General features: G+C 64.7%; 14 protein-coding genes. 4 read left to right on the forward strand and 10 right to left on the reverse strand.

Features of this window, described 5'->3' with window-relative positions:
* Positions 1–21: 21 nt before the first annotated feature.
* The 4 genes from NHH88_20955 to NHH88_20970 are packed head-to-tail and all read right to left on the reverse strand — an operon-like array spanning position 22 to position 4,287.
* Positions 22–906 carry a carbohydrate ABC transporter permease gene (locus tag NHH88_20955; GenBank protein USX12157.1) on the reverse strand — a complete coding sequence of 295 codons (885 nt, stop codon included), beginning with the start codon at positions 904–906 and terminating at the stop codon, positions 22–24.
* The gene (locus NHH88_20960) at positions 903–1,970 is read right to left on the reverse strand and encodes a sugar ABC transporter permease (protein USX12158.1); all 1,068 of its coding nucleotides are present in this window, start codon (positions 1,968–1,970) and stop codon (positions 903–905) included. The genes NHH88_20955 and NHH88_20960 overlap by 4 nt, the downstream gene beginning before the upstream one ends.
* Entirely contained in the window at positions 1,967–3,238 is a 1,272-nt protein-coding gene (locus NHH88_20965) for an extracellular solute-binding protein (protein ID USX12159.1), read from the reverse strand. Before NHH88_20965 ends, NHH88_20960 begins: the two co-directional genes overlap by 4 nt.
* Positions 3,235–4,287, reverse strand: coding sequence for a LacI family DNA-binding transcriptional regulator (locus NHH88_20970; GenBank protein USX12160.1), 1,053 nt, complete (start codon positions 4,285–4,287; stop codon positions 3,235–3,237). The genes NHH88_20965 and NHH88_20970 overlap by 4 nt, the downstream gene beginning before the upstream one ends.
* A 219-nt stretch (positions 4,288–4,506) precedes the next feature.
* Between NHH88_20970 and NHH88_20975 the strand changes: the two genes are divergently transcribed.
* The gene (locus NHH88_20975) at positions 4,507–5,289 is read left to right on the forward strand and encodes a DUF2243 domain-containing protein (GenBank protein ID USX12161.1); all 783 of its coding nucleotides are present in this window, start codon (positions 4,507–4,509) and stop codon (positions 5,287–5,289) included.
* A 42-nt stretch (positions 5,290–5,331) separates the two neighbouring features.
* Here the strand turns inward: NHH88_20975 and NHH88_20980 are convergent, their stop codons facing one another.
* Complete coding sequence (locus NHH88_20980; GenBank protein USX12162.1) at positions 5,332–5,865, reverse strand: DUF488 domain-containing protein; 534 nt, start codon at positions 5,863–5,865, stop codon at positions 5,332–5,334.
* Between the two features lie 522 nt (positions 5,866–6,387).
* Here NHH88_20980 and NHH88_20985 point away from each other — a divergent pair.
* Complete coding sequence (locus tag NHH88_20985) at positions 6,388–6,675, forward strand: hypothetical protein (GenBank protein USX12163.1); 288 nt, start codon at positions 6,388–6,390, stop codon at positions 6,673–6,675.
* Between the two features lie 33 nt (positions 6,676–6,708).
* Here the strand turns inward: NHH88_20985 and NHH88_20990 are convergent, their stop codons facing one another.
* Positions 6,709–9,219, reverse strand: coding sequence for a DUF4982 domain-containing protein (locus tag NHH88_20990; GenBank protein USX12164.1), 2,511 nt, complete (start codon positions 9,217–9,219; stop codon positions 6,709–6,711).
* Positions 9,220–9,273: 54 nt separating this feature from the next.
* The gene (locus tag NHH88_20995) at positions 9,274–10,005 is read right to left on the reverse strand and encodes a hypothetical protein (protein ID USX12165.1); all 732 of its coding nucleotides are present in this window, start codon (positions 10,003–10,005) and stop codon (positions 9,274–9,276) included.
* Positions 10,006–10,238: 233 nt separating this feature from the next.
* Here NHH88_20995 and NHH88_21000 point away from each other — a divergent pair, with 233 nt between their 5' ends.
* Positions 10,239–12,398 (forward strand): TonB-dependent siderophore receptor, encoded by a 2,160-nt coding sequence (locus NHH88_21000; protein USX12166.1) that lies wholly within the window; start codon positions 10,239–10,241, stop codon positions 12,396–12,398.
* 15 nt (positions 12,399–12,413) lie between these two features.
* Here NHH88_21000 and NHH88_21005 read toward each other — a convergent pair whose 3' ends face one another.
* Positions 12,414–12,938: a sigma-70 family RNA polymerase sigma factor gene (locus tag NHH88_21005; GenBank protein USX12167.1), complete on the reverse strand. Its 525-nt coding sequence runs from the start codon at positions 12,936–12,938 to the stop codon at positions 12,414–12,416.
* A 253-nt stretch (positions 12,939–13,191) separates the two neighbouring features.
* Between NHH88_21005 and NHH88_21010 the strand changes: the two genes are divergently transcribed.
* Positions 13,192–15,039, forward strand: coding sequence for a rhamnogalacturonan lyase (locus NHH88_21010; GenBank protein USX12168.1), 1,848 nt, complete (start codon positions 13,192–13,194; stop codon positions 15,037–15,039).
* 203 nt (positions 15,040–15,242) lie between these two features.
* On the opposite strand, the gene NHH88_21015 is transcribed toward NHH88_21010, so the two are convergent.
* Together NHH88_21015 and NHH88_21020 are read right to left on the reverse strand one after the other, a co-directional pair.
* On the reverse strand, positions 15,243–16,289 hold the full coding sequence (locus tag NHH88_21015; protein USX12169.1) for an AraC family transcriptional regulator: 1,047 nt from the start codon (positions 16,287–16,289) through the stop codon (positions 15,243–15,245).
* Positions 16,286–17,209, reverse strand: coding sequence for a diguanylate cyclase (locus NHH88_21020; protein ID USX12170.1), 924 nt, complete (start codon positions 17,207–17,209; stop codon positions 16,286–16,288). Before NHH88_21020 ends, NHH88_21015 begins: the two co-directional genes overlap by 4 nt.
* Positions 17,210–17,402 lie beyond the last annotated feature (193 nt).

A 17,402-nucleotide genomic window follows, 5' to 3' on the forward strand; every position in this document is an offset into this window, starting at 1 on the left:
GTTATGCCGCGTTAGCCCAAGTTATCCTTTGATGCCGGTCCCGGCGACCGAGGCGACGAACTGTCGCTGGAACGCCAGGAACACCGCGAGCACGGGTAAAGTAATCACCGATGCGTAGGCCATGATCTGCCCCCACGAATTGGTGCGTCCGAAGAATTGCTGTATGCCCGGCTGGACCGGCCGGAACGCCTCGCCCTGTATCACCATGATCGGCCACAGATACTGGTTCCAGGCGGAGATGAACAGCACGATGGCGGCGGTGGCGATCACCGGGCCGCTGTTGGGCATGATGATCCTGGCGTACACGGTCCACGGACCGGCGCCGTCCATCTTCGCCGCCTCATCCAGCTCCGGCGGGATATCGCGGAAGAACTGGTAGAACAGGAAGACGCAGAACGCGTTCGCCAGGAACGGGATCACCTGTACATGCAGGCTGTTGAACCAGCCGTAGTGCATCACCAATTGGCCATGCTCGATGGCCGGCCAGGGCAGCTTGGCCACCAGCGACAGCAGCGGAATGGCGATCACCTCGAACGGCACGATCACCATCGCGACGACCAGCGCCAGCACCAGATTACGTCCGCGCCAGCGCATGCGCGCGATTGAAAACGCCAGCATGCTGTTGATGATGATGCCGCCGACGACCACCAGCGCGGCGATCAAGGTGGAGTTGAGCAGGAAGGATGGCAGGTCGCTCTTTTCGAACACCGACGTGTAGTTCCGCATCGACCATTCGGCCGACGGCAGGTAGGCGGACAATTTGTTCAGATCGGCGAAGATCGCGTTATCGTTCTTGAACGAGGATACGAACATGAACAGCAGCGGCGCGATGAACACAATGCCGATGGCGCTCATGCCGATGAACAGCGCGATATCGCGCAAGGTCCGGCTCATTTTCACGTTCATTTCCCATCCCCCTTCACCAGCATCCGCTGCAACGCCGACAGCGCCAGCACGATGACAAAGAACACCAGCGTGATCGTCGAGCCGTAGCCGACGTCCTGCTCCTTGAAGCCGCTGCGCACCGCGTGATACACCACCGTCGTCGTGGAATCGAGCGGACCGCCGGAGGTCATCACATCCACTTGAGTGAACAGGCCGAACGCCAGCAAGGTGGTCGACACCAGCACGAAGATGATGGTGTTGCGCAGGCCGGGCAAGGTCACGTGAACGAAGCGCTGCCACGCGTTGGCGCCCATCAGCGTGGCCGCCTCGTACAACTCGTGGGAGATCGACTGCAGGCCGGCAAGGAACACCAGCATCTGGAAACCGGCTCCCTGCCAGGCCGACATCAGCGCGATCGCCGGCAAGGCGTAGCGGCTGTCGCCCAGCCAGTCCGGTCCCGCGTCGGGGTCGTGCAGCAGGCCGCGCAACAGCTCATTGAGCATGCCCCGGTCGGTATTGAGCATGAACGCCCACACGATGGACGCCACCACCATCGACGTCACCACCGGCGCGAAGTACACGGTACGGAAAAACACCCTCCCGCGTATCTTCTGGTTGACCAGGATCGCCAGGCCCAACGCCGCTCCGCACTGCAGCGGCAGCACCAGCGCGGCGAACAGGAAGGTGTTGATCAGCGACCGGTAGAACAAGGGATCGGTGGCCGCCAGCACGATGCGCGATTCGCCGATATCGATCTGGAACGCGGGACGATAGCCTTCCAGCTCCGGCTTGTCCTTGCGGACCTGCCGCCACGTCGGGTAACGCACGCCCTCCTCGTCACGCACGGCGGCGCCCTGCGCATCGCGCACCGGATCGACGACGGCGACATTCAGCGCCAGCAGGCGCCGGTAATTGTCCAGGCCAATGTACTGGGTCGGCTCGGGCGACATCAGGCGGTGATTGGTCATGGTGGCGCCGGCTGCGAGCAGCATCGGCAGCACGACGAACAGCGCGAACAATAGCAATGCCGGCGAGGCGAAGGCCGCCACCGCGAACGGATTTTCCCGGCCAAGTTTGGTTTTCATAAGCCGCCCCCCGTTTTGCGCACGGCGAAACCGTAACCGTTGTTGCGCGAGATATTGTGTTCCATCGCCTCGACCGCCTCGTCGAACGCCTCGGTGGCGTCCTTGCCACTGCGGATATCGGCCATCGCCTTTTCGAACGCCGACGACATCGCCGGATACGCCGGACTGGCCGGCCGCGACACCGCATAGCGCTTGGCGAACTCGAAATAGATACGCCAGTCGCCGCCCGGACGATAATGCTCGGTGAGCGCCGCCCCCTCCGCGCTCACCGGCACAAGCCCGGTATCGCGCGACGCGGCGGCGATTTCCGCCGGCGAGATGAGATGCGCCAGGAAGGCCGCAGCGCCTTCGGGCTGGCGGCAGCTGCGCGTGATGCCCCACTGCCAGGAAGCCGCGCCGATCTTGGGACCATGGCCGAAGTCCGGCGGCGGCATCACCACCAGATCGTCGCCGAATTGTTCGCTGTACTTGCGCGCCTTCCACGAGCCGGTGTAATGGAACAGCGAGCGGCCTTGTTCGAAGGCCTTGTCGTCCGCCGGAATCCGCTCGACCAGTTTGTCCTTGAACAGGCGGCCGTAATAGCGGCCGACAGCGACCGCCGCATCGCTGTTCAGTACACCGTCGACGCGCACGTAGCCATCACGGTCTATCAGGTCGGTGCCGGCGCTTTGCAGCCAGGGTGAGAACGCATAGCTGTACCACTCGCCCTTGAAACGGCCGTTCAAATCCAGCGGGAAGCGATAGCGCCCGCTCTTCTTCACCTTCGCCAGCACGTCATGGAACTCGGCGGCGGTATAAGGTTGATCCATCGTCGCCACGCGCACACCCAGGGCGTCCAATCGGGAGCGGCGCGAAAACAGCGCCAGCGCCACGTCGAACTGGCCGACGCTATACAGCTGGCCCTTGTAGGTTCCGCGTCCGCCTTCCAGCAGCTTGTCCACCGCATCGGCCGGCAGCAGCCCGTCGAGCGCGCGCACATGTCCGGCCCAGGCGAAGTTCGGCACGGTCGGCTGGTCCATGGCGATGATGCACGGCAGTTGACCGACCAGCGAGGCGGCGGTGATCGACTCGGTGTACGAGCCTTGCGGAATCGACTCGACCACGACCTTCCACTGCTGCTGCGAACGGTTGAACCGATCCACGGCCGCCCTGCCCGACGCCATTTCGGCGTCGCCGGTATCGTGGCGCCATAGTTTGATCTGCACCGGCGCGGCCAGCACCGGTAGCGCGGTCGTGACCAGCAGCGCCGCCAACAATCCGCGCCTCATCGCTTGGCCTTCATCGCCCGCAGGGCCTTGACCGCGCTGGCCGATGGCGCGGCGACGGTGCCGCGCATGACCGGCACGCAGGGCACGCGGATGGTGGCGGCCGGCGACGACGCCTGCTCCAGCACATGGCGGCCGGACAGCTCGCCGATTTCGCGGTACGGCAGCGCGACCGTGGTCAAGCCAGGGTCCAGCGCCTCGGAGATCAATCGGAAATCGTCGAAGCCGACGATCGACACGTCGGCCGGCACGCGCAAGCCGCGCCGCTGCAAGATGAAGATGACGCGCATGGCCATCTTGTCGTTACCGCACAGGATGGCGGTGGGCCGATTGTCGCTGGCGAAGAGGCGGTCGACGGCGTCGGCAAGATGCGAGAACTCGTCCGCGTCGCCCGCCTCCGCGCCGTGGATCAGCCAATCGGGATTGGGCGTGACGCCATGCTCGCGCATCGCGCGCTCGAAACCGCGCAGACGCAATCCGGTCGCCACCATGCCCGGTATCAGTTGAAGGAAAGCGATCTCGCGGTGTCCTGCCTGCAGCACGATTTGCGCCGCAGCATAGCCACCGCCCTCGTCATCCGGCACCACCTGCGTGTAGCGGCCCTGCGCCTCGAAACAATTGGCCAGCGCCGTCGGCGTGCTGCCCAGCAGCGGCTCGACGATGACTTCGCGGTGAAACGGCGTGGCGAACAGGATCGCCTCGACCCGCCGCTCGCGCATGTCGGCCACCAGGCGGTTGGCGACATCGGCATGGCCGCCGGTCTCGCCGATCAGCATCACCTTGCCCATTTGCTCGCACACCAGCTGTATACCCTTGATGATCTCGGACGAATCCGGCGTCGTCGTCAGCTTTTCAGCGATGACGGCGACCAGCCCTGTCGGACGCCCGCGCAGCATGCGCGCGGCAGCCGAGGGCGTGAATTCGAGGCTGCGCATGGCCTGCTCGATACGGGTGCGGGTCTTCTCCGACACCTCGGTCCCGCCATTGAGTACGCGCGAGACGGTCTTGATGGACACACCGGCCTTCTCCGCCACATCGTGAATCGTTGCCACACAGTCTCCTTGAATATTTGCCGCAGCGCTGGAATCTTGCCGTCTTCCGCGAAATGTCCAACGTTGTCATTTGTTTTGCAAATGATATGGATTCCGGGGATTCCAGTCAACAAAAATATTGAGGGGCAGTTTCCTGTTTTTTGTTTTTTCTCTAACGTAATGGAATAAATGGCTGACGTGAGTTCGGATAAAATCCGCCCATCTCAATCAGGAGGTGACATGAATAACACTATTGCTTCTGTTCTAAAGTCGCCCTGGGCCAAGTGGGGATTCGTGCTTGGCTTTGCCCTTGGCGGATTTTTCGACGGCATCTTGTTGCATCAAGTGCTACAGTGGCACCACCTTCTCAGCCTGGTGGAAGGTATGGACGACCTGCGCCTTCAGATCTTGTGGGACGGTTATTTCCACGTCTTAATGTACGTGATCGCCGTTGTTGGACTGTGGGGTCTGTGGCGCTCCAGAAACTCTACGCATGGAGAATGGGGCAGCGCACTGATCGGTTCTGTACTACTCGGGTTTGGCGTCTGGAACTGGGTGGATATAGGGTTGGCGCACTGGATCATGGGTATCCACCGGGTGCGGCTCGACAGCGCCCCCTTGATGTGGGATCTCATCTGGCTTGCTGCTTTCGGCGTGCTTCCGATCCTCGCGGCATGGTGGGTGTACCGAACCAATGCCGCCCGCCTGCGAAACTCTGCAGTAGCGGTGATGCTGCTCACTGCGGGCGCCGGCGGCGCAGGCACCTGGGCCTTGCAGCCCGCGCCTGAAAACCAATTTACCACTGTTGTGTTCGGCTATGGCGCCGAGCCCCGCGATGTCTTCGCCGCCTTGAAGGCAACCGACGCCCGGCTGGTATGGACGGACCGGGAGATGGGCGTGGTGGTGGTGGCCGTCGCTCCGGAACATAAACACCAGTTTTACCGGCATGGTGCGGCCCTCGTTGGGGGCACCGTCGGCGCCGTTGGCTGCGTCAACTGGACCAGGGCTCAAGCAAATATCTGATAGCACCATGCACCAGCAGGCGCCGATCCAAGGGGCAACTCTCTATAAGGGCGACTCGGGCGGATAGGTGATGCGCAACCCCTCGACACTGGCGAACGGCGTTAGCTTGTGCGGACGCCGGCCGCGCGCATCGATGATGTCGTCGACGCGCACGCCGCGCACCAGCAAGGCATCCGCCACCAGGGAGCGATGGCAGCGCCACGGCACCGCCTCCGCGCACATCAGCGCGCACGGCTTGGCGCTCGCCAGTTCAATGACAGCATCGACGTTGGCCGCAAACTCATCGGTCTGCATATAGTCGGCGTAACCGCGAAACGAGAGGTTGCGCCAGCCCGCATTGGGCGAGTCGCCGCAAGGGCGGCGCAGGCCCCCAAGGCCGCTTAGGTAGCGATATTCGATGCCGGCTTCGGCAAGCGAGACTATCAGCTGCTCTTGGCCGAATTGCGGATTGTGGCGGGATTTGGGTATCGTCCGGATGTCGAGCAGGCAGGCAACCCCGTTCTGCCACAGCAGTCCGATAAAATCTTCGATGGCGCGGTTTGAATGGCCGATGGTGAAGACGAGTTCTGGTGTCATACGCATCTTTCGCGGTAAGCGTGGCCACAATTCTGGCATGGACGTACCGCGCGAAGCGCACCGTTCGGTTAGCCTACAGCTTCTTGCTCATGAAAATGCGGCTGATACCTTACTGCTCAGCGTCAAATTTCTGTTTAACAAGCGGTAAGAAGCGCTCGGCGACAAACCAGCGGGTGAACCCGCAAGTGCCACAGACAACGACGCGATATTTAGCGCCATGAAGGCTGCCCACCGGGAGCAGTTCACCTGTTGAACCCGGAACGACTTCTTTCGAAAAATGCTCTTTGCCGCCGCATTCCGTACAAGATCTCCCGATTGCCATTGTCTATTCCCTTTTTATTGGCTCACTAGCCATCACCGCCCTGCAGCGGCCCGATCACAGTGTAAGGTGCATGTTGTTCCAAAAGCAAGTGAGGTTTCTCGAGTAGAGTTTCGCCTACTTCCAGACGGCGGTTACGCCGATAGGCCAGCGCAGCAACGAAGATTAGCATTGCCCATCCAATCAACTTTCAGGAGACGGCAATGAGCAAAGACAATCACCAGCAATCCGTTGGCGGCCGAGGCGCCACGGACGGCCTGAGCGGCACCGAGCACTCGGGCACCGAGGGCGCCGATAGCGGCCAGGGCGTCAACAAAGGCGCCGGCAAAGGCCAGCATGGCCACGGCGGCCAGCACTCCGGCGGCATGGGCGGCGAACACGGCGGCGACCTGCATGACGTCGGTCTGGCGCAGAGCGGCATGACCGGCGGCAGCGGCGGCGGCGGCAATCCCACGAAAAAAGACGATAAAAAAAACCAGCCGACTCCCTAACGAAGGCGGCTGGCCTGGGACGAGCGCACAATCCTAAGGTTTGCTGCTCAACTCCGCCTTCGCGCTGCCGAGCCCCTCGCTGGTGGCGGTGACGACGATCTTGCCGCCCTGCCCCGCCCGCGTGCGCACGATCGCCAGCGCCAGGCCGTTGAACGCGGGCCGCTCCGGCGACTGGAACGACACATGGCTGGTCGCGTCGCCGTTGTCGGTGGCCACCAGCTCGGCCGGGCCGCTGACGGTGAACTTGACCTTGTTGTGCGAGCGCGGCACCGCCAGTCCGCCCTTGTCGGCGATCGTCAAGGTCACGAACGACAAATCCTTGCCGTCGGCATTCAAAGCGCTGCGGTCGGCGGACAACTGAAGCTTGGCCGCCGCGCCGGTGGTGCGCACCGTATCCTCCGCCCACTGCTTGCCCTGTTTGTACACCACTGCGCGCAAGGTGCCCGGCTTGTACACCACATCATCCCAACGCAGACGGTAGTCGCGTGGGCCGCGCTTTTTGCGTCCCAGCGACTCGCCGTTGAGGAACAACTCCGCCTCGTCGCCCGACGTGTACAGATGCACCGGCGTCACCTGCCCCACGCGCTCCGGCCAGTTCCAGTGCGGCAGCAGATGCGCCATCGGCAGCTCGGGCCGCCAGCGCGCCTGGTACAGATAGAAACGGTCCTTCTTGAAACCGGCCAGGTCGACAATCCCGAAATACGAGCTACGCGACGGCATCTTGATCTTGCGAAGCTCGGCCAACTCCTTGGCGGCCTGCTGCTGCTGCGCCGGATCGGTGAAGTTGAAGACATTGGTGGCGTCGTCGTTGTACGGCGTCGGCTCGCCCAGGTAGTCGAAACCGGTCCACACGAATTCGCCGGCGACGAAGGGGTTATTGTCGATGCCGGCAAATTCGACGTCCGGCGACCATGCCCAAGGCGGCGCCGTCAAGTCGTAGCTGCTGACCTGGAAGTTGAACGCGCCCTTGGTTTTGTCGTCGCTGACGGGGAAGAAGTACTCGCCGCGCGAACTGACGGTGGACGAGGTCTCGCTGCCGTACAGCGGCAGGTAAGGCGCGCTCTGATGCAGCCGGCCATACTCGGCCGGCTTGTAGTTGTAGCCGAACACGTCGATGGCGGTCTGGAAGCCGTCATAGCCGGAGTTGATCTTGTTGAAGCCGGCCGTGGTGGGACGCGAGCGGTCCTCGCTGCGCACGATGTCGGCCAGGTGGACGGCGACCTTCCAGCCTTCCGGCTGGCCCTGCTCCATGATCTCGTTGCCGATGCTCCAGGCGATCACGCTCGGATGGTTGCGGTCGCGCTGGACCATTGCGCGCAGGTCCTTTTCGTGCCAGGCGTCGTACAGGGTGGCGTAGTCGTTCTTGGTCTTGGGAATGCGCCAAGCGTCGAAGGCCTCGACGATGATCAGCATGCCCATGCGGTCGGCCAGCTCCAGCAGCTCGGGCGCCGGCGGATTGTGCGTGGTGCGGATGGCGTTGACGCCCATTTCCTGCAGAATTTCGAACTGGCGCTCGAGCGCGCGCACGTTCAGCGCCGCGCCCAGCGCGCCCAGGTCGTGGTGCTGGCTGACGCCTTGCAGCATCACGCGCTCGCCATTGAGCAGGAAGCCGCGCGCCGCGTCGAAGGCGATGGTGCGCACGCCGAACGGCGTCTCGACCACGTCGACCACCTGGTCCTTGGCGGTCACCGTTGTGACGGCGACATAGCGCTTGGGCGCGCGCAAGCTCCACAATTGCGGACGGGCCAGCTGCAGCGACTGCGTCAGGATCGCCTGCTTGCCGGCCGTGATCTTGGCGGCGGCCGACGCGGCGGTCTGCGCCAGCGCCGCGCCGGTGCGGCGGCCGGCCGCGTCCAGCGCGTAGACGGCGGTGCTGACCTTGGCCTCGGCGTCGGCGCCCTGGTTGTCCAGGGTCGCGCGGATCTCGACGGTGGCGGCATCGGCGCTCACCGTCGGCGTCAGCACGAAGATGCCGTTGTGGGCCACGTGCAGCGGCGTCGTCTTGACCAGCCAGACGTTGCGGTAAATCCCGCCGCCCGGATACCAGCGCGACGACTCCGGCGGATTGTCGATGCGCACCGCCAGCACGTTTTGCGCGCCCGGCTTCAGATACGGGGTCAGCTCCAGCCGGAACGACGAGTAGCCGTAGGGCCAGCCGCCGACCTTCTGCCCGTTGAGATACACGGTGGCGTGCGACATGGCGCCGTCGATATCGATGAACACCCGGCGTCCGGCGTCGCTGGCCGGCGCCGCGAAGTGCTTGCGGTACCACGCCACGCCCCACCATGGCAGCTTGCCGGTTTCGCCCTCGTACTCCTGCTTGAACGGGCCTTCGATGCCGAAGTCGTGCGGCAGATCGAGTTTGCGCCAGCGGCTGTCGTCGAACGCCGCGTCGCCGACGGCGCCCGGCGGCTCGCCCTTGATAAAGCGCCAGTCGGCATTGAAGGAGATCCGCTCGCGCACGGCGCGCTCGTCCGCGTGGGCGGGAGCGTTCAGGCTGAGGGCGACGGCGGCGAGCATCAACAGGTAGCGTAAATATCTCATGGGGTCCGTTTGAAAGAGTCGATGGATAAAAGCGTGGTGCCGGGCGGGGTAAAACTATTTGTTCAGCAGCGTCAGCGACAATTCCCAGTCCGCCCGCCAGGCATACAGAAAATCATGCGTGGCGAAGGCCTTCTTCAGGCGCGGAACTGGGACGCGATACACCTCGTTCAAGCCCAGCGCCAACGTCACGGGATTCCACAGGGTGTTGTGCTTGTTCTTCTTGCCCTTGCCGCCGCTGCCTTTGACGCGGGCGCCATCGTCGCCGAAGATGCCGATGCCGTCGTCGAGCGATTGCGCCAGATCGAGCCTGGCCAGGCCGTCGAAGGCGGCCAGGATCTCGTCGCGGCCGATGCCGTCCTGCGATTCCTTCACGCCTTCGGCCTTGACGGGTTGCGGTTGGGCTTCGCGCTTGAGCCGCGCGGCCAACTGCTCCAGATCCTTTTTCTGAAAGCGCAGCTCGTGCAGCGCACGCCGGAAACCGGGTGGCGGCAGCTTGGCGACGATCTTGTAGGCATCCTTGGTGATGGTGATGAGCACGTCCTCGCTGCCGGCGGCCAGGCGCGCGGTATCGCCCTCGAAGAAGATCGGCGCCGCGTAGCCGCCGTTGGCGTCGCCGAACAGCTCGGGATAGGCGGCGTCGTAATCGAGCCAGACATACGGCGTGACGCCGCGCTCGATCAGGCGCGCCAAGGTCCAGGGCGCATCGCCCACGCCCTGCTGCGCGAGCCACTCGCAGGCTTGTTCGGTGGTGGCGCGGAAAGGTAAGGTCGGGCTGGTGGACGTCATCGGGTTGGCCTGGCGCTATTTTTGGCTTAAAGGAAACGTTTTAATTATAGAGCAGCCAGAGAAACATTCATCGTTTTACTGCCGCAGCGCCGACCCGCGCCGTCGGCAGCGACTAAACAAACGCGATGCCAGAACGTCTACGAACAAGGCAAACCTTCGCCTGCACATTAACTACATAGCAACGCGCCAGCCGGCTTGTTCATCCAACCCTTCTCGATCACCGAACGCACCTTATGTACCAATCAGAAATACCTCGCACCCAACCGACCCCGATCGCACGCGCCCTGCAGGCTGGCCTGGCCGGCCTGTTCTTCTCCGGCGCCGCCGGCGCGGCCGAGACGCCGCCGGCCCCGCAGCCCGACAGCGCCCTGCCGACCGTCTACGTGACCGGCGCACAGGAAACGGGCACCGGCGCGGTGGCCGGCTACGCGGCCAGGCGCAGCGCCAGCGGCACCAAGACCGACACCCCGATCATCGAAACGCCGCAGTCGATCACCATCATCGGCGCCGAGCAGATCGAAACGCTCGGCGCCCGCACCATCGCCGAGGCGCTGGGCTACGCCGTGGGCGGCACCCTGCGCCCGGAGCGCACCGGCGACGAGATCACGCTGCGCGGCTTCCAGCTGCTGTCGACCTTCCGCGACGGCACCAATTACCAGGTCAACCGCTTCGACGGCCAGCAGGAGGTCTACGGCCTCGAACGCATCGAGGTGCTCAAGGGGGCCTCGTCGATCCTGTACGGCATGTCCTCGCCCGGCGGCGTGCTCAACACCGTGAGCAAACGGCCGACCGCCGAAACCCTGCGCGAACTCAACGCCGAAGCCGGCTCCTTCGACCGCAAGCAGGTCTCGGGCGACTTCGGCGGCAAGCTTACCGAGGACGGCGCGTGGACCTACCGTCTGACCGGGCTGCAGCGCGACAGCGGCGCTTTCATCGACTACATGCGCGACGACCGCACCTACCTGGCCCCGGCGCTCACATGGCGCCCCAACGCCGCCACCAGCGTGACCTTGCTGTCCGAATACCAGCGCGACCGCGGCAACTACGGCGCCGACGACCTGCCCGCCTCGGGCACCTTGCGCCAGAACGTGCACGGCACGATCCCGCGCGACCGCTTCACCGGCGAACCGGACTACGACCACTTCCGCATCAAGCGCTACTCGGCCGGCTACATCGTCGACCACGCGTTCACCGACAACCTCAAGCTGCGCCACAGCCTGCGCAAATACCATATGGACCAGGACTGGGCCTCGATCGGCACGGCCGCCGACTACGAGGCCGACCAGCGCACCATCAAGCGCTTCGCCGAAGACCGCGACGAGCACACCAATCGCCTGAACTCGGACACCTCGCTGCAATACGACTGGCGCGCCGCCGGCGTCGAGCACAAAACCCTGGTCGGCCTGGACTACACCGAAACCAGGCGCACCAGCGAGCGCTTCGACCGCGCCGTCGGCACCCTGGACCTGTATGCGCCAGTCTACGGCGGCGCGCTCGGCCCGGCCGTCTATTCGTATGGTTTCCGCACCCGCGACAAGCAGATGGGCCTGTACTTCCAGGACCAGATGAAGTTCGGCGGCAAATGGGTTCTGCTGCTGGGCGGGCGCCAGGATTGGGTGCGCCAGACCGAATGCGACTTCCGCGATCCGTCACTGTGCTCGGCCGACCATGAAAAGAGTGACGCCTTCACCGGCCGCGCCGGGCTGGTCTACCTGGCCGACAACGGCCTGGCGCCGTTCGTCGGCTTCAGCCAGTCGTTCGCGCCCACCAGCGGCACGGACCGCAACGGCAGCCGCTTCAAGCCGACCGAGGGTGAGCAGGTCGAGGCGGGCGTGCGCTACCAGCCCGCCGGCGGCGCGCTGATGCTGTCGGCGGCTACCTACCAGCTGACCCAGGGCAACGTGCTGAGCCAGGACCCGCTGGACCGCCGCTATGCGCGCCAGCAGGGCGAGGTGCGCTCGCGCGGTGTCGAGCTCGAGGCGCGCGGACGGATCGGGCGCAACGCCCAGGTGCTTGCCGCCTACACCTACACGGACGCGCGCGTGACCAAGGCCAGCCCGTTGTTCCCCGAGCAGGTCGGGGACCGCACCAACGGCGTGCCGTACAACCAGTTCTCGCTGTGGGGGGATTACAGCTTCGGCGATTTCGGCCTGCCCGGCCTGAAGATCGGCGCCGGCGCCCGCTACATGGGCGAGACCACCAGCACCTACACCGACGTGGTGGCGCCGGCCTACACCGTCATCGACGCCATGGCCAGCTACAGCACCGGCCCGTGGCGCCTGGCGCTCAATGTCGGCAACCTGGCCGACAAGCACTTCTACACCAGCTGTCCGTTCTCCTGCTTCTATGGTGAATCACGCAATGTGAAGGCGTCGCTCAGTTATCGCTGGTAAGGCGAAAGCGCGCGCCTAGCCGATGTCGACCAGCTCGCGGCAGCAGGCGATGGCCTGGTTGGCGTCGCGCAGCATGAAGTTGACCAGGGTGGCCGAGCAGCCGATCTCCTGGGCGATGTCGCGCTGGGTCAGGCCGCCCAGGCGCGACAGTTCGAACACATGGCGGGTGCGCGACGGCAGGCCGCACAGGATGCGGTCGATGGCGTCGATCACCTGCATGCCGTGCAGCTGATGGTCGGGGATGCTGCCGCCGGACACCTGCGGCAGTTCGCCGTCGTCCGGGTAGATGCGGTAGGACGACTCGACCGCCTGGCGGCGGCAATGGTCGAGCGCCATGTTGCGCACCACCTGGCAGCAATAGCAAAATGGCTTGAGGATGTCGCGCCCGCCCGTCATCTCGACCACCTTCAGGTAGGCGTCCTGGATGACCTCGTCGGCGGTGTGCGAGGTGCCGACGATTTTGTGGGCGATGCGGCGCAGTTGCGCCCGGTGCTGGATAAAAATGTCCCCAAGGACTGTTTGCTGCAATTCCACCGACATCAAAACCTCCGCATTGGTTAAATCAGCATGTTTATCGTTTGGCTAACTATTGAATGCGAATCATTATCATTTATTTTTAATAAAGTGTCTACATATTCCCGGCTGCGCCGCCGGGCGATGGTGGTGGGAATGCGACGCATTACTCATCTTGATGAGTAATCATCGCATCACATACCGGACATGCTTTTTCTGAATGTCTTTGCATTAACCTAGCCTGCCGAGTTGGTCTTCCCCACCCTGAAAGGTGCACTCCATGATTCCCGCAAAAGTTCCCGCCGTCGTCTTCACGCTGGCCCTGGCCAGTTGCGCGCAGGTCGGCGCCGTCGTCACCTCCCCCGGCAAGCAGATCGAATTACTCAACCGGGGCGCGGTGGCGATCCAGACCTCCGGCGGCGTGTTCGTCAGCTGGCGCCTGCTGGCCACGGACGCGGGCGGCGTGGCGTTCAACGTCTATCGCGGCAGCACCAAGCTCAATGGCACCCCGCTCACGCAGCTCAACTACACGGACGCGGGCGGCACCGCCGCCAGCGCGTACTCGGTGCGCGCGGTCGTCAACGGCACGGAGCAAACCGGCGCCGGCGCCGGCGCCACCTGGTCGGCGCCGTACAAGACGGTGCCGGTGCAGCGTCCGGCCGGCGGCACCTCGACCGACGGCGTGGCCTACACCTACGAGATCAACGATGGCACGCCGGCCGACCTCGACGGCGACGGCGCCTACGAGCTCATCGTCAAATGGCAGCCGACCAACGCCAAGGACAATTCGCAGTCCGGCTACACCGGCAACACCCTGGTCGACGCTTATAAACTCGACGGCACGCGCCTGTGGCGCATCGATCTGGGGCGCAACATCCGCGCCGGCGCCCACTACACGACGATGGTGGCCTACGACTTCGACGGCGACGGCAAGGCCGAGATCATGATGAAGACGGCCGACGCCACCGTCGACGGCACCGGCGCGACGATCGGCTCGGCGAGCGCCGACCACCGCAACAGTTCCGGCTACATCCTGACGGGGCCGGAGTTCCTGACCGTGTTCAACGGCCAGACCGGCAAGGCGATGAAGACCACCAACTACCTGCCGGCGCGCGGCACCGTCTCGAGCTGGGGCGACAACTACGGCAACCGGGTCGACCGCTTCCTCGGCGGCGTGGCCAACCTGGACGGCGCCCGCCCGAGCGCGGTGTTTTCGCGCGGCTACTACACGCGCGCCGTCATCGCCGCCTGGGACTGGCGCGACGGCGCGCTGACGAGCCGCTGGGTGTTCGACACCGACGTCGCCGGCAGCGCCGCGCGCGGCCAGGGCGCGCACTGGTTCAGCGTGGCCGACGTCAACAGCGACGGCAAGGACGACATCGTCTACGGGGCGGCCACCATCGACAGCTATGGGCAACTGCTGTATTCGACCGGCCTGTGCCACGGGGATGCTTTGCACGTCGGTAAATTCAACCCGAACCTGGCGGGCTTGCAGGTGTACATGGTGCACGAGACGCCAAGCTGCTACGGCGCCAGCGGCACCGGCATGCACAACGCGGCCACCGGCGCGCTGCTGTGGGGCACCAGCGGCGAAGGCGTGGACGTGGGGCGCGGCGTGTGCATGGACATCGATCCGGCCTATCCCGGCGAGGAGTGCTGGGGTAGTCGCGGCAGCTTGCGCAGCGCGACCGGGGTGCAGATCGGCACCAACCGGCCGAGCCAGATGAACTTCGCGGCGTGGTGGGATGGGGATTTGTTGCGGGAGGCGCTGGATGGGACGCAGATCAGCAAGTGGAATGCGTCGAGCAGCAGTTCGAGCGTGCTGGTGAACGCGGCCGATGCCGGCGGCGCGTCCAACAACAGCACCAAGGCGACGCCGGTGTTGAGCGCCGATTTGCTGGGGGATTGGCGCGAGGAGGTGGTGTGGAGGAATAGCGCGAATACGGCGCTGTTAATCTACAGCACCACGGCGCCGACGACCACGCGCTTGCCAACCTTGATGCACAATCCGCAATACCGGGCGCAGGTGGCGGCGCAGAACGCGGGGTATAACCAGCCGCCGCATCCGAGTTTCTATCTCGGCGCGGGAATGGGGACGTTTGTGCAGGAGCCGGTGCATACGCCGTGACCAGGCCAGCGCGTTTCCACGACGGCCTGCGGCTCGTGCGTGACAACGGTATCACGTAGGGCGGATTAGGCGGAACGCCATAATCGGCCATCTATGAGCCGCTGGCGACGCACACATGGCCGATTACGCTTCGCTAATCCGCCCTACGTGTTTCCGGAGTTTGCGTGGTTGCGGGCCTTGGGATTACCTACGGGACTTTCGCTCTACAGCGGCACGCTCAGCAGGCCGTCGCGCAGCAGGCTGGGCGTGAGGCCGGTCCAGCGCTTGAACGAGCGACGGAAATTGGTGGCGTCGTGGAAACCGAGGTATTGCGCCACCGCTTCGTTGTCGTAACCGCGCGCCTGGAAAAGGTGGATCGCCACGTGCGCGCGCACCTGGTCGAGCTCGGCCTGGAAATGGCTGCCGTGACGCGCCAGATGACGCTTCATCGTCGCCGCGCTGACGCCGAACGCGGCCGCGCTTAGCTCCAAAGTGGGGCCGAGCCGTATGTTGGCCAGCAAATGGTCGTACAGCGCCGACAGCAAACTGGGCGCCAGCGCCAGCTTGTCGGCGCCCGCCTCCGCCGCCGCGCTGTTGAGCGCCATCGACGCCGCCATCGCGTTGCCGCGCGGCCAGGGCCGGTCGAGCCACTCCGGATTGATCAGCATCGCGTCCAGATGGCAGTTGAAGCGCAGGTCGGCGCCCAGATGCACCTCGTGCTGCTCCACGTGCGCCGGCGCGCTGCGGTTCAGGCAGTAACGCCACGGCAGGCGCTCGCCGGCCAGCCAGCGGCACATCGCCGTCACCGCCGTCATGTGCATTTCCACCAGCGCCGGCAACTGGCTGGGCGCGCCGAAGCTATCGGTCCAGTACAGCACGGCCAAGCCGCCCTCCTCGCGCAGGCGCGGCGTCAACAATGGACACAAACGCATCGCGCCGGCGCACAGGATCTCCAGCGCCTGCCGCAAATTCTGCGCCTGCAGCAAGGCGTGGCTGAACGCACCGAAGTGACCCGGCAGCATTTGCTGGCCCAGCATGAAGCTGGTGTCGGGGCTGTCCAGTTCGCGCATCACGTTAGCCAGCAATTGCAGGTATTGCGCCGGGCTGAGCACGACGTCGGCGTCCGGCATCTCCCACCCGCGCAGGCCCGTTCCGCGCAAGGCCTTGTCGCCCTGCTCGTCGAGCTCGCGGCTGCGCGCATAGTCGAGGATCAATGCCGGCTGGTGCTGCGCCGGAATAAATTCATCGCCGATTTGCCGGTAGTCGATCACGCGGCCGCCGTCGCAGCCAGGACAGTGGAGCCTGCCGCCGCCACGGCCACCGGGGCCGCCGGTTGCGACACCGCCCGGCTCAGTTCGGCCAGCAGCACGTCCGGCGCCGCGTCCGCGTTGGAGCACGCGTGGCGCAGGCTAATGCCGACCCGGCCGCCTTTGGCGTGGTGGCGCATCTGGCCGACCATGCTCGCCAGATGCCGGGCCAACCAGCTGGCCTCTTCCACACTGGTGTCGGGCAACAGCAAGGCAAAGCGGTCGCCCGCATAGCGGCACAGCAAATCGTCGTTGCGCAGATTGAGCAGCAGCATGTGGCCGACGGCCTGCAGCACGCGGTCGCCCTCGGGCTGGCCGAATTCGCGGTTGATCAGGTGGAAGCCGTCGATGTCCAGCAGCACCAGCGCGCAGGGCTGGCCCGGCCGGCGCGACTGCTCGTGGCGGATCTGGCGCCGCAAATAGTCGGCGTTGGCCAGTTGGGTGACGCGGTCGAAGGCGCGGTGATCTCGGAACAACCGTTCGCGCTTTTGCAAATGCTCGTTGAGGCGGAACTGTTCGTGCCGCCAGTAATACATGCCGATGGTGACCACCAGCATGCCAACCGGCACCATGCTCTCCAGCCAGTGATCCCACCGCGCCGCCTTGCTAATGGTGAAAAATTCATCCATGCAATCGGCGAAGGAACCGATCATGATCAGCGCCAGGCCGCCGGCAAGCAAGCGGGTGACCAGGCCGCCGGGACGGCTGCTCAAGGTAAACAATACCCAGCTGCCGGCCATGACGGCGGTACCGCCTTCGCTGACGATGTCCGTCCATTTCCAGTACTCGAAAGATTTTGCCACACCGAGGGTGGCGTACAGGAACAGGCAGACCAGCAGGGCGAGGCCTGCCGCGATCAGGGTGGAACGGTGAAGTTGCAGCATGGGCGGGCTCATCATGACGGCGTCGGTAATGCGGCCGCAGCATAGTGGACATTTGTGACAACGTCGTGACATCGACTCTCGACGCGTGGCAACACGCATCGACGCAACGACAGGTGCAAACGGCTCACAGGTAGTGGGCAAGGCGCCCCAGCTCCGTGCGGGAACGCGTCTCTTTTGGCTGTCTCTTTCTGTC

The organism is Oxalobacteraceae bacterium OTU3CAMAD1 (assembly GCA_024123915.1).
Taxonomy (GTDB): Bacteria; Pseudomonadota; Gammaproteobacteria; order Burkholderiales; family Burkholderiaceae_D; genus Rugamonas.

Coding starts and splice junctions, on each gene's coding strand:
- NHH88_20975 (USX12161.1), top strand. CDS start 4,507: ATGAATAACACTATTGCTTCTGTTCTAAAGTCGCCCTGGGCCAAGTGG.
- NHH88_20955 (USX12157.1), bottom strand. CDS start 906: ATGAACGTGAAAATGAGCCGGACCTTGCGCGATATCGCGCTGTTCATC.
- NHH88_21005 (USX12167.1), bottom strand. CDS start 12,938: ATGTCGGTGGAATTGCAGCAAACAGTCCTTGGGGACATTTTTATCCAG.
- NHH88_20960 (USX12158.1), bottom strand. CDS start 1,970: ATGAAAACCAAACTTGGCCGGGAAAATCCGTTCGCGGTGGCGGCCTTC.
- NHH88_20990 (USX12164.1), bottom strand. CDS start 9,219: ATGAGATATTTACGCTACCTGTTGATGCTCGCCGCCGTCGCCCTCAGC.
- NHH88_21010 (USX12168.1), top strand. CDS start 13,192: ATGATTCCCGCAAAAGTTCCCGCCGTCGTCTTCACGCTGGCCCTGGCC.
- NHH88_20985 (USX12163.1), top strand. CDS start 6,388: ATGAGCAAAGACAATCACCAGCAATCCGTTGGCGGCCGAGGCGCCACG.
- NHH88_21020 (USX12170.1), bottom strand. CDS start 17,209: ATGCTGCAACTTCACCGTTCCACCCTGATCGCGGCAGGCCTCGCCCTG.
- NHH88_20980 (USX12162.1), bottom strand. CDS start 5,865: ATGACACCAGAACTCGTCTTCACCATCGGCCATTCAAACCGCGCCATC.
- NHH88_20965 (USX12159.1), bottom strand. CDS start 3,238: ATGAGGCGCGGATTGTTGGCGGCGCTGCTGGTCACGACCGCGCTACCG.
- NHH88_20995 (USX12165.1), bottom strand. CDS start 10,005: ATGACGTCCACCAGCCCGACCTTACCTTTCCGCGCCACCACCGAACAA.
- NHH88_21000 (USX12166.1), top strand. CDS start 10,239: ATGTACCAATCAGAAATACCTCGCACCCAACCGACCCCGATCGCACGC.